This window comes from Marivirga sp., from assembly GCF_051117495.1.
GTDB lineage: Bacteria > Bacteroidota > Bacteroidia > Cytophagales > Cyclobacteriaceae > Marivirga.
Map to the genome: position 1 here is coordinate 1 of NZ_JBNPEF010000001.1, position 12,946 is coordinate 12,946.

A 12,946-nucleotide genomic window follows, 5' to 3' on the forward strand; every position below is an offset into this window, starting at 1 on the left:
ATTAAGGCCCCGCTCTAGATAGACTCCGGTGCAAAGAATCGACTGAAGCCTTCTTTTGGTCAGTTCAAAGTTAATAAATGGATTAAAAGTATAAAACTAATTAGGAATTTAACATAGTATCTTTTGTCTCTTTTATGGTTAAAGTATAGCAGTTAATTAATCAAAATTTCTTGTCTAGTAGTAGAAGTATAAAAAATGAGGCTTCAAAGTTTAACTTTATAACATTGGCAGGGGAAGGAGATGGTCTCACGTTGATTAAAATTAACTCCAATAGATTTTCTGGGATCTAAAAAAAATAGCCCACAATTTCTTGTGAGCTATTTTTATTGAAGATTTACATTTTACATTCTTTCATAAAGTACTCTTAATTGATCTTGGTACTCCACCGCTTTTTCGTTCATTCCGTATTGCCTCATAATTTGAACTATTTGACTTAGAATGGCAAAGCTAATTTGTCTTTCTCTTCCCATGTAAATCAAATCGTTGTTTACTAAATACTGAAACTGTTCGAAGTTTTGCTCCCATAAAATATTCATTACTTCATTGGCCTTTTCTTCGTTTCCTGTTGCCAAATAAATTTGAATGTAATCCAGCGCGGTCATATCATAAGGAACCACTTCATTAGGCACTTTTTCTCTAATAAATTCAATCACTTCAAGCGCTCTCTTTTCATCACCTTCAGCCACCAATGATTTTGCCAATGCAGTATAAACCGAGCGGTGATTCAGGAAGAAATTTCTATAATTTTCATTATAATAAACATCCGGATCTGCAGTATTGGTGAAGTGGAAGTCGTTCATTAAATTATTGTACATTACCTCGGTATTGACAAATTCAGATTGAACATCATCTCTTTCTATAGGCAATAATCTGTAGGTCAAACCTTCTTGAACCACGTATTTACGAAGATCCATTTTGATGCCGTTCAATGATGTGGTATTGAAGTAAATTGGTCTTTCCCAATTATTTTCATTCATGATATCCAAAATCATCAAATCTTTTTTCTCCAGTCCATTTCCTTTTACATTCCAAACCATTCTATCCACCATCATGTCAGCCTTATCATCAGGGATTATCCCCAACCCTCTCACATGGGCTGAATCTACTTTCAGACTCAACTGCCTAGAAGGCAACATATTATAGCTACCGACTGAAGTTGGTACTTCTAAACTTTTATTATTGCTTCTTATCAAGCTTAAATATCGGTCAATAGGAATCGCTCCTTTAATTCCGGCATTCTCCATATAAGGCAAATAATCATTTTTGCCTCCTTGGGCTACTTGCTCTTCGCTTAAAGTAATTGGTAAAGGTTCAGAATCATAGGCATTCTGGCGCATCTGGTTAATGTACCAATCTGTATTGAAATAACTTAAAACAATCACCCTAACATCGGTTCTAAACCCCTCCACTTCTTGTACAAACCAAAGCGGGAAAGTATCATTATCGCCTCCTGTAAATAGAATTGCATTCGGCTCGCAAGATGCTAAATAGTTACGGGCTGCATCAACAGAGAAATAACGCTCAGACCTATCATGGTCATCCCAACCTTCTGAAGCCATAATACCGGGCACGATCAAACAAATTACTCCCGCTACGGCACCTGCCACTTTTGGATTTTTGATTGCCCGTTCTAATAAGGAAGCAACCGCTAATACTCCAAAACCAATCCAAAAGGCAAAGGCATAGTAAGAACCAGCATAAATATAATCTCGCTCCCTAGGTTCGGTAGCTGGGGAATTCAGATAAAGAATTAGAGCTATTCCAGTTAAGAAAAAGAACAAACCCACGACACTAAATCCTTTCAGATCCTTTTTGTAATGGAAGAAAATTCCAATAAGCCCTAAAATAAAAGGCAGCATATAAAAATTATTACGCGCCTTATTTTCTTTCATCACTTCCGGCATTTCACTAGTATCCTGAAACATCGTTTTCCAGCCCGCCCCTTCAATATCGCTTTCTCGGCCTGCAAAATTCCACATTAAGTAGCGGAAATACATATGGCCTAATTGATAGCGAAAAAGGAATTTTATATTATCAGCAAAATTTGGTCTCTCGTTTTGCCTCAGTCCCGTCCATCTTCTATATTCCTCCGCATGACCAGGTGCATTGCTATACATCCTCGGAAAAATTGTAGTCCTTTTCGGATCGTGTTGAGTTGTAATTTTATAATCTGTTATTTCATACTCTTCCTCGCCTTTACTGTAAACGGCATCTCCTCTGTCTTGAGAAACTACTTCTGCATCAAAATACTGACCATGAATTAAAGGTCTTGAACCATACTGATCCCTATTTAGATAAGATAATAAGGTCATCACATTTTCAGGATTATTTTGATCAATTGGGGGATTATAATTTGATCTAATCAAAACAATGAAATAAGAAGAATAGCCAATTAAAATAAATGTGAAAGCTAATAAAAAAGTATGAAGCGTTACTTTATCATTTTTGATGGCATAATATATTCCATAAGAAAGTCCGCCAATTAAAAGTAAACCAAAAATTAAAGCTCCTGAACCAAAGGGTAATCCAATTGAATTGATAAAGAATATTTCAAATTTACCTATTAAATTAGGTACGCCTAAAATAATAAATTGCCAAATCACGATCAGGATGGCACTACTAATTAGCAATGCAAAAAATATCCCTTTGAAAGTTACTTTTTTATATTTCTTGAAATAATAAATTAATCCTAATGCAGGAAGCGCCACTATATTCAGTAAGTGAACCCCAATTGAAATACCTATGATATATGCAATTAAGATTAGCCAGCGATTTTCTGCGGACTCGTCTTCAATCAAATCCCATTTTAACATGGCCCAAAAAACAAGGGCAATTAAGAAGGAGGACATTGCATAAACTTCCGCCTCCACTGCTGACCACCAAAAAGAATCTGAAAAAGTAAAGGCCAAACTACCAATGGCTCCTGCCGCAAAAATCTTGATCATTTGTGCTGTATTGGCCTCCCCTACTTTTATATTCATAATTTTATGAGAGAGCAAATTGATTGACCAATACATAAATAAAATGGTGAATCCACTACTTAAGGCTGAAACCAAGTTTACCGCAAAACCAACTGATTCCACATCACTGCTAGCAAACATGGAGAACATCCTACCAATTAGCAAGAACATTGGGGCACCTGCCGGGTGCGGAACTTGCAATTTATAGGCACTGGCTATAAATTCGGCACAGTCCCAAAAGCTGGCAACCGGCTCAATAGTGAAGATATAAACGGCAGAAGCGATTAAGAAAATAATCCAACCACTGATGTTGTTAATCCTTTGGTATGACATCATAAATAATTTTGTTTTTTATAACAGAGGCGAAAATAAGAAATTTCATCCTATCGGACATTAGAACGTAGCAATTAATTCAGAATTGCTACCTTTTATGGATTTTAGTTTACTTTTTTACCCCACATTAGAAAGCTTAAACCCGATATTATTCTAATAATTTTCCTATATTAGATAATAAAGGTATAGTATAATCAATGATTTTTTAATATGACAGGAGGTCTTGGGTTTAGCAGACAAGGTAGCGATTCTTTTAAGCAGAACCGTGCTATGAGAAATAAGCGGAAATCAATGAATGAAAACCCTTATTCAGCACAAAAGATGAAAGTAAGAAAAAATCGCGGAAATTTTGATTTCAAAGAATTACAAAATTTCCGATCAAGAAGAAAACGAAAATCAAGGCTCATAAGCGTAATCGTTATGATTGTTTTCTTAGCAATAGTCTCTGTTTTAATGGCACTAATAATGAATTAAAGCAAAGGTTTCAGATTCTCCCAAACCGTTTCAGCCACAATTTTATGTCCCTCCGGTGTCGGATGAATACCATCTGGTAGGTTTAAGTCTTTCTCGCCTCCCACATCTTTCAATAAAAAAGGAATAAGGTTTACTTCTTTTTCCTCTGCTATTTTGGGGAATAGTTTTTGAAATTGCTCCGCATAATTTTGGCCCATATTAGGAGGAACCATCATGCCGGCCAATAAAATTTTCACCTCTGGATGGATTGCTCTTACTTTATCAATAATTGCCCGAAGGTTTTTATTGGTTTCTTCAGGTTCAATTCCTCTCAGTCCATCATTTCCTCCCAATTCTAAAACAAATATTTGCACGGGCTGTCGTTTCACAACCCATTCTACTCGGGATAGGCCACTGGCTGTCGTTTCTCCACTCACTCCCGCATTGATCACATTATAGTCATAATCCATAGAATCTAATCTTTTTTGAATTAAGCCGGGAAAAGCCTCTTCGGCCTCCACGCCATATCCCGCTGTGAGACTATTACCAAAAAAAATGATATTGTCCCTTTCTTCTTTCTTTTCAACTACTTCTGACCTTTCTTCTTTTTCAGATTTCTTTTCGGCCTGTTTATTATTGGTTCCGCATGCAGTGAGCAGTATAAAAGTTAATGCTATGAATGAATTGAAATATATTTTCATATTCTTATTGAATTGAACTGTTAACGCTTTCTATTAAAAGTATTAAATTACGCAAAATGTTATAAAATGATTGATTATATAAAAATTCCTCTGATAATACTTATTGTATTTTTAATTGTTGCTTGCAACCAGCAACCAAATAAACCCATTCCGGAAGATGCAGAAATCCTAAAAGTTGCCAATAGCTTTGCTTTTACCGAGGGTCCGACACCAGATAAGTTTGGTAATATTTATTTTACCGATCAACCCAATAATCTTATATATAAATATGATATCAATGGAAATTTGAGTGTGTTTACTGATAATTCTGGCAGAGCCAATGGTTTGTATATAGATGATGAGCAAAACCTTTGGGCTTGTGCAGATGGAAATAATCAATTATGGAAATTTTCATTGGATGGTGAAAAGGAAGTTATGCTGAATCCATCCGGTGAAGTAAATTTCAATGGACCAAATGATGTTTGGGTACATCAGAATGGAAATTTATATTTTACAGATCCCATTTACCAAAGGCCTTATTGGGAAAACAAGCATGATACGGTTGGCCATCAATCCATTTATTTATTTAAAAATGGATCTCCTCTCTTATTAGATTCAACTTTAGTGCAAGCCAATGGGGTGGTGGGAAATTCTAATGAAAATTTATTATTTGTGGCTGATATCGGAGCCGATAAAACCTATCGCTATAAAATAAATGAAAAAGGTGAATTAGAAGAAAAAATGCTTTTCATTGAACAAGGCTCAGATGGAATGACCTTAGATTCCAATGGAAATCTTTATTTGACTGGAAATGGTGTGGATATTTATGATAAGGAAGGCACCTTTATACAGCATTTGGAGATTCCTGAAGATTGGACTGCCAACATTTGTTTTGGGGGAGAAAATTTTGATCAGCTTTTTATTACTGCTTCAAAATCTTTATATAAAGTTAAGACCAATACAGAAGCCGTTCGTTGAAAAGGCTTTTGTCAATTAAAATTCTTCTTATAGTTTTGCCCTATCTTTTTCATTTCAGAACTTACTTTTTTTATGACTTTCAGAATTATAATTGCCTTCACATTATTATTGTTTTCCTTAAAGCCGATAATAGCACAAGATAATCCTGATTTAGGTGCCTGGTATATGTATTTCGGAGGCATTGAATTTGAAGAAAGCCAATTTGGGATTCATGCCGAAGCACAATACAGAAACCACAATATCATTGGAGATTTAGAGCAATTATTATTAAGAACTGGTTTACGCTATCATTTGAAAGATGGTTCTGCAACTTTCACTTTGGGTTATGGAAATATCACTACTGAGGATGTGGGTGAACCTAATGACACATTTTATGAAAATAGGATTTACCAAGAAGCGCTTTTGAGACAAACGGTATCAACAGCTTCTTTAAACCATCGCTTTAGATATGAACAAAGGTTTGTAGAAAATCAAGATTTTAGAACCAGGCTAAGATATGCTTTATTTATCAACATCCCCTTGACCGATAAGAAATTTAATCCGGGTGGTTTTTACATTCCTATTTATAATGAGATATTCATCAATGGAGAAAAAATGGATAATATTGAATATTTCGATAGAAACCGATTGTATGGAGGGTTAGGCTATGTTTGGAAGAAAAATCTCAAAGTCCAAATTGGATTAATGGAACAAACACTCAATAATAATTTCAGCAAAACACAATTGCAGTTCTCACTGCATCATAATTTTCAATTATAAATAATTTCAAAGAACCTTAAAAATGAAGAACTCAACCTTATCATTACTCATCCTTACCATTCTATTTCTTAATGCCTGTAAATCTGCTCAGCAAAGAAAAATCGAAGCTGAAGAAAAATATGGATATCTTCCTGATGAAGTCAGAAATTTGGAAACTATACAAGCCTATGCTGAAGAATGGGGTATTCCAGAAGAATCATTATACATCATGGATACCAAAAAATATAGTGATGAGATCTATAGTTATGAAGACGAGAATAAAAGGCTAACCCATGATTTATACCAATGGCATCAACTAATGGTTTTTGATCGATCAGACCGGTTATTATCTTATCAACTAAATTGTACCACCAAAAGGAAAGAGGATAATTGGAAATGGAATTATGAGGGTACTTTTAATCAATATCCGCCTAAAGATGAATCCGTTAAGAAATATCAAAGAGAACTAAAGTTATCCAATATTTCACCCTATTTTAAAGATCTATCGAACAACACCCTCAGCGATAGAATAAATAAGGATGCTGAAATTTTCATTATTGTTTATTGGACAATTTATAATGGAAGACAGTCCAAAAACTTAATTGAAGAAGTATTAAATTACAGAAAAAAATATGCTGACAAAAAAATTCAGCTCGTATTTCTAAATCAACCATCTGTTTTCATTGAAGACGAAACGATTAATTAATTTCATTTATACAATCACGATCTATGCCTAATATTGATATTTATAAGGCCTGTAAGCTTTTGAGTCAAAATACCCTAAACCCTACCGTCTATCTACTTTAATTTGTATTGATGTAATTATAGCATCCAATTCCTGAAAATTGTGTTAAAATTGGAAGCTAGGTTATTAATACATTAAAGTTTCAATTGCCAATGTTTAAAAAAATATCATTACCTCTATTTCTTATTATTTTTTCTAGTGTAACTATTTGGGCTAAAGACAAAGAAAAAAAGGCCATAAGGGAAATGGAATCCCAGTTTGTTGAAGAACTTACACCAAATATTGATGGGGATTTAGAGGATGTGTTTTGGCAAGGGTTAAAGGAAACAGAAGCGAATTTCATTGCCTTTGTTCCAGAAAACGGGGCTGAATCCAATCAAAAAACCTATATCAAAACTGCTTATACTGATTTTGGCATTTACATTTCAGCAAGAATGGTGGATGATAGCGGTGAACCCATTAGACAAGAATTAGGAATCCGAGATGATGACAGCAGAAATGCCGATCAGTTTGGAGTGATTTTGGATACCTACCAAAACGGACAAAATGCATTTTATCTTAAAGTGAGTTCGGCTGGTGTTCAAACTGACATATTTATCAATAGAGGCCGAAGTGATTATAATTGGGATGCTGTTTGGAAAAGCGAGGCCAAAATAACGGAAGAAGGTTGGCAAGTCGAAATGGAAATTCCTTATGCTGCCATTCGTTTTCCAAAAAATCCAAATCAAGATTGGAACATTAACTTCATGCGTAAAATCCAAAGCAAGAATGAAACTTCATACTGGAATTATGTGGATAATTCGGTCGATGGTTTGGTGAATCAATCTGGTGTTTTAAAAGGGCTGAAAGGAATTAAGCCGCCTTTAAGGTTATCCGTTTCACCTTACATCACTACTTATTATAATAAAAGGGGAAATGAAAGCGGAATGGACATTACGGGGGGTATGGATTTGAAATATGGTTTGACTGAAAGTTTTACATTAGATATGACTTTGATTCCAGATTTTGGACAGACCGTATCCGATAATCTGGTTTATAACCTAGGCCCATTTGAAGTTCAATATGCTGAGAACAGAGCATTTTTTACTGAAGGAACTGAGCTTTTCAATAAAGGTGGATTGTTTTATTCCCGTAGAGTGGGGCAATCATTTGGTTCTGTAGATTTACAGGATTCGGACTCTTTAATTAACAGACCTAGCGAGGCTCCATTATTAAACGCCTCTAAAATTACCGGTAGAACAAAAAACGGATTGGGAATTGGCTTTTTTAATGCCATTACCAATAGAACTTTTGCGGAAGTTTATGATAAAGAAAGCAAAGACAAAAGATTGGAACAAGTTGATGACCTTACCAATTTTAATGTGATGGTAGTGGATCAAAGTTTAAAAAATAATAGTAATATCAGTGTGATCAACACTAATGTTCAGCGTTTTGATGGTGGAAATAATGCCAATGTAATTGGTTCAGATTTTAGATTAAGAGATAAAAGCAACACTTATCAAATAGAAGGATTTGGAGCTTACAATAATATTCAAAATCCGGATGGCTTAGTTGAAGATGGTTATAAGTACAATGCGAGTTTTGCTAAAATAAGCGGAAAGTATCAGTTTGAAATAGGGAGAAACGTAGAAAGTGACACCTATAATCCCAATGATATGGGTTTTTTACGGAATCCTAATGAAATTACTCATTATGCCTCTTTAGGGTATAATCAATTTCAACCCACCACTATTTTTAATCAATATAGGATTTGGGCTGGTGCTAATTATAGTAAACTATATGAACCTCGTTTATACCAAAACTTTTCTCTCTGGAATCAGTGGTGGGCACAAACAAAAGATTTTCAAACTTTTTCTGTGAACCTAAATTATAGACCTTCCAAAACATTTGATTATTTTGAGCCAAGGGTAGCCGGAGCCAAATATTTCAGAACATGGAATTATAGTACAAACCTTCGGTATTCGTCAGATAGCAGAAAAGCCTTTATGAGCAATGTTTCCGTGGGGGTTTGGAATGCTCCCGACAGAGCGCAATTTGATTATTGGGTTAATATTTCTCCACGCTATAGATTGAATGATCAGTTCTCTATTAATTACGGCTTTAATTTTAACAAACAATTTAGCTCAATTGGTTTTGCTGAACATTCAAAAAATGAGGACGGAAACATAGAGCAAGTTATTTTTGGAGAAAGAGATATTGATGTGATGTCAAATGTTTTGGGCCTCAATTATACTATTAATAACAAAATGGGCTTTAATTTCCGATTAAGACATTATTGGAATAAAGTAGATTACTTCAATTATTATAATTTAACTGAACAAGGTGATATTGAACCCATTCCTTATAACGGAAAAGATTTACGAAGTGATAAATATGAAAAGCATGATACCAATTTCAATGTCTTTAATATAGATGCTGTTTATTCATGGCAAATTGCTCCCGGCAGTTTTGTAAATGTAGTTTGGAAAGATGCCGTACAAGAAGTCAACAATATGGTGGACATGAATTTCTCTGAGAATTTCAAGAATGTTTTATCAACAGAGCATCAACAAAATTTGAGTGTTAGATTAATTTATTTTTTAGACTATACTCAAATCAAAAGGGATATTGCGCTTAATAGAAGTTAAAATTATAGAAAAGCATAAAAAAAGGAGCTTGATAAAATCAAGCTCCTTTTTTAATAAGTATGAATTTAACAGCTTAGTAAACCAAGATTGGGTCAGCTGTTCCATCAGGGTCATTGTTAACCGTACCATCTGTAGAATTTCCTCCTAAAAGTAAAACTCCTGCTGCATGAGGTGCAGCCATAGAAGTACCACTAATGGTATTGTAACCGCCACCTTTCCAAGTAGAATTAATTCCAACACCTGGTTGGCAGTAATCAACCGGTGGATTTGCATAATTAGAGAATGAAGCAAAGTTATCATTGCTATCCATTGCTGAAATAGTATATACATTATTATACTCTACTCTTGCTGGAGATGAGTTATTGGCATCTTCACTAGAGTTTCCGGCAGCTAAAACCATTTTGATTCCTGCATCAGCAGCTGCTCTAACTGCATCATCCAAAGCATCAGAAGTTGGTCCTCCTAAACTTAAGTTAGCTACATCACCAGCACTTCCGTTAGCTGCAACATGATCAACACCTGCGATAACGCCTGAATAAGAACCACTTCCTCTTGAATCTAAAACTTTAACTGGAATTACAGTTGCACCAGCCGCAACGCCTATTACACCTACGCTGTTATCTAAAGCAGCAACAGTTCCAGCAACATGAGTTCCATGACCATTTCCATCATCTGTACTTTTTCCATCTCTTCCAGATGTAAATGCATTAAAGCCTCTTGAAGCATCAACATTTAAGTCTTCGTGATCCAAGTCAATTCCAGTATCAATTATCCAAGCAACGGAAGAACCACTATAAGCAACTCCACCATTTACTCTGTTAATTCCGTAAGGAGTAGTTTGTGAAGAGCTACCATCGTCTCCACCACCGTCATCTGGGTTATCATCACAAGGACCTCCATTTGGTGTTCCACAAGGTGGTGCCAATGTCACAATTCTGTCCGGCTCAATTTGAGCGATTCTTTTGTCAGAACGCAAATCTTTTAATTCTGAATCCGATAGCTTTAAAGCAAACCCTTTTACTGTTTCAGAATAAACAGCAATAACATTTTCATTTGAAATGTTATTTTCTGCCAATAAATTATTGGTAGTACTAACTATAGCTTCTTTTCTAGCTGCGGGAGAAGCCAATCCTCGCATGGTTAGGTTGGTAGTTGTTTCACTGTAAGTTACAATGTACTGGCCTGGTATAATTTGGCCGTTTACCACATCGCTTACCTCAATAAGGTCTGCGGGATCATTGATTTTCATTTCATCCTCTTGAGAACAGGCAACAAATATCACTGCTGTAATCAGTAAGGATAAAACACTCTTTGTTAGTTTTTGTAGTGAAAACATAATGTAAGTATTTAGTTAAAAATTAGTTTATCCAAAAGACTAATAATTCCTTTAAATAAACAAATTTAAAGCTGACAAATCATTATGTTACGTTATATTTATACCTATAATCCAATTTTAACAGAATAATATATAATTGAATAATGAAAAATACAAAATCAATTAATATTACCGTTAACAAATTGAGTGTAGGTGTTTAAAAGGTCAGATTTTAATTTAGGCGGATTTTATATGCTTTTAAGAAAAATTGAAGAAGAAAACAGAGAAGTCATTCTTTTTTTAAATGGATCAAAATATGTAATATATAATAACATAAATGTATAATTCATAAAAATCAACAATGTTATTTATGAAGGTAAACAGTAAATTTGGTTCCTTTTCCTAATTGACTCTGTACCTCTATTTTTCCGCCTAAGGCCTCTACTTGAGACTTAACAAGATAAAGTCCTAAACCCTTACCTTCCACATGAAAGTGAAATCTTTTATATAGGCCGAATAACTTTTCTCCATAATTATTTAAATCAATTCCCATCCCATTGTCTGAAATTTCAATAACAACGTTTTCTTCTGTGGAATAAGAATTAAATACAATTATGGGTTTCCGGTTTTTTTGATGATACTTAATGGCATTTGAAATTAAATTATATAAAATGCTTTCAATATAAAGTGGTAAAGACTTGATGACTTTTTCACTTTTAATGTTCCCCTTTATTTCAGCTGAGGTTCGCTCAATTTCATGAGCTAATATATCTCTAACTTTCTGTAGAGATTTTGCCAAATCAACTTTCACTAACTTTTTGCTTCCCGGCTTTTGAACTAATAAAATTTTACCCATATCATCTATCACTTCATGAAGTTCGTGAGAGGATTGAATCATCAGCTGAATTATTTTTTCTCTTTCTCCTTCCTTCGTTTTATCAATTAAATTACCTAGCCCTAACAGTCTCGCTGTGGGTGCCCTTAAATTATGCGATACGATATAGCCAAATTGCTCTAGTTTATTTATTTGATCCACTAGCTCTAAGTTGGTTTTCCTCAAGTCTTCATTTTGCCTAGCTACTTCCTCTGTTAATTCTTCATTCCTTAATTCCAGAAGCTTTTGTTGTTTTTCAATGGTAACCTTCGCCTTATTAAGAATTTCATTTTGAGTGGTGAGCTCTTCATTTTTCTCCTCAATTAACGCTTGTTGATTACTCATTTCTTCATTATGTAACATAATGACGTCATTCTGAGAAGAAATCTCTTCATTTTGAGCCCTTATTTCCTCATTCTGAGCTAATATTTCATCTGTCCGTTTTCTCACTAATCGTTCTAGCGTCTCTTTCTGATTTTCCAAAATGTTGGCCTTATCTGATTCTGCTTTTCTGAGTTTATTGGATAGTGAGATAGTTTTCGTACTATATATTGCAGAATAAATAAGGGTTGGCATAGCGATTAAAAACAGAAAAATCTGTAGCCAAAAGGATGTTTGGATAGCCGTTTGAAACTCTTCATTTGCTGTTGCTTCTATTTTATTCTCAAATACCGTTACTTCATTTGAAAAGTTCTTAGCTTTAAGCCATACAGGGTAGCCTCTATCCTCAGCTACCATTGCTTGCGCTTTTAAAAAATTATTATCTTGGATTTCTTTTGAAATATTGCCAACAAAATTAAAGTATTCATCAGTTAAATTTTTCAAGTCAGAAAAATCATCCAATGGAAAGGCTTGATTTTCCAAAGTCTGTTTTAAATAATTAAATGCTTTATTTTTTCTTTGTCTGGCGCTATCAGCTGGACTTTGATACATTTCAAGATTTCCCGTGATGGCATATCCTCTTATTCCTACGTCCAATAAATGAAGGGTCTGAACAATTTCTTCTGCATTTATCACTACTTTTTGTGCAGTGTCTATTATTTCTTGATTCTCTTTAATGGTTTTACCGTTTTCTCTTATCAAGAAAATATTAATAAGCATCAAAACTGTGACAATGCCTACTATAAAATAAATTCTATTTCCTTTTCTTGACTGCATAAATTAAAAGAATCAATGAAAAATACGGAATATAAACTTAATTTTGAAATAGAGCTAAGATTAAAAATCCAAACTCTTTGAATTC

General features: G+C 34.4%; 8 protein-coding genes. 4 read left to right on the plus strand and 4 right to left on the minus strand.

Annotation, left to right across the window (positions count from 1 at the left end):
- Nucleotides 1–341: 341 nt before the first annotated feature.
- Both ACFE0M_RS00005 and ACFE0M_RS00010 read right to left on the minus strand, forming a co-directional pair.
- Nucleotides 342–3,296: a protein O-mannosyl-transferase family gene (locus ACFE0M_RS00005; protein ID WP_434543678.1), complete on the minus strand. Its 2,955-nt coding sequence runs from the start codon at nt 3,294–3,296 to the stop codon at nt 342–344.
- A 467-nt stretch (nt 3,297–3,763) separates the two neighbouring features.
- On the minus strand, nt 3,764–4,447 hold the full coding sequence (locus tag ACFE0M_RS00010; protein ID WP_434543679.1) for an arylesterase: 684 nt from the start codon (nt 4,445–4,447) through the stop codon (nt 3,764–3,766).
- Nucleotides 4,448–4,513: 66 nt separating this feature from the next.
- On the opposite strand from ACFE0M_RS00010, the gene ACFE0M_RS00015 reads away from it, so the two are divergent.
- From ACFE0M_RS00015 to ACFE0M_RS00030, 4 genes are all read left to right on the plus strand, one after another.
- Nucleotides 4,514–5,404: an SMP-30/gluconolactonase/LRE family protein gene (locus tag ACFE0M_RS00015; RefSeq protein ID WP_434543680.1), complete on the plus strand. Its 891-nt coding sequence runs from the start codon at nt 4,514–4,516 to the stop codon at nt 5,402–5,404.
- A gap of 72 nt (nt 5,405–5,476) precedes the next feature.
- A complete protein-coding gene (locus tag ACFE0M_RS00020) occupies nt 5,477–6,163 on the plus strand; it encodes a DUF2490 domain-containing protein (protein WP_434543681.1) in 687 nt (228 codons plus the stop codon).
- Nucleotides 6,164–6,185: 22 nt separating this feature from the next.
- The gene (locus ACFE0M_RS00025) at nt 6,186–6,848 is read left to right on the plus strand and encodes a hypothetical protein (RefSeq protein WP_434543682.1); all 663 of its coding nucleotides are present in this window, start codon (nt 6,186–6,188) and stop codon (nt 6,846–6,848) included.
- 191 nt (nt 6,849–7,039) lie between these two features.
- Nucleotides 7,040–9,514, plus strand: coding sequence for a DUF5916 domain-containing protein (locus tag ACFE0M_RS00030; RefSeq protein ID WP_434543683.1), 2,475 nt, complete (start codon nt 7,040–7,042; stop codon nt 9,512–9,514).
- Nucleotides 9,515–9,587: 73 nt separating this feature from the next.
- Here ACFE0M_RS00030 and ACFE0M_RS00035 read toward each other — a convergent pair whose 3' ends face one another.
- A complete protein-coding gene (locus tag ACFE0M_RS00035; protein WP_434543684.1) occupies nt 9,588–10,850 on the minus strand; it encodes a S8 family serine peptidase in 1,263 nt (420 codons plus the stop codon).
- 343 nt (nt 10,851–11,193) lie between these two features.
- On the minus strand, nt 11,194–12,861 hold the full coding sequence (locus tag ACFE0M_RS00040; protein ID WP_434543685.1) for an ATP-binding protein: 1,668 nt from the start codon (nt 12,859–12,861) through the stop codon (nt 11,194–11,196).
- Between the last annotated feature and the right edge of the window lie 85 nt (nt 12,862–12,946).

Bases quoted from the DNA above. Each gene is read 5' to 3' on its own strand.
- ACFE0M_RS00030 (WP_434543683.1), top strand. From the start codon at position 7,040: ATGTTTAAAAAAATATCATTACCTCTATTTCTTATTATTTTTTCTAGT.
- ACFE0M_RS00010 (WP_434543679.1), bottom strand. From the start codon at position 4,447: ATGAAAATATATTTCAATTCATTCATAGCATTAACTTTTATACTGCTC.
- ACFE0M_RS00035 (WP_434543684.1), bottom strand. From the start codon at position 10,850: ATGTTTTCACTACAAAAACTAACAAAGAGTGTTTTATCCTTACTGATT.
- ACFE0M_RS00020 (WP_434543681.1), top strand. From the start codon at position 5,477: ATGACTTTCAGAATTATAATTGCCTTCACATTATTATTGTTTTCCTTA.
- ACFE0M_RS00040 (WP_434543685.1), bottom strand. From the start codon at position 12,861: ATGCAGTCAAGAAAAGGAAATAGAATTTATTTTATAGTAGGCATTGTC.
- ACFE0M_RS00005 (WP_434543678.1), bottom strand. From the start codon at position 3,296: ATGATGTCATACCAAAGGATTAACAACATCAGTGGTTGGATTATTTTC.
- ACFE0M_RS00015 (WP_434543680.1), top strand. From the start codon at position 4,514: ATGATTGATTATATAAAAATTCCTCTGATAATACTTATTGTATTTTTA.
- ACFE0M_RS00025 (WP_434543682.1), top strand. From the start codon at position 6,186: ATGAAGAACTCAACCTTATCATTACTCATCCTTACCATTCTATTTCTT.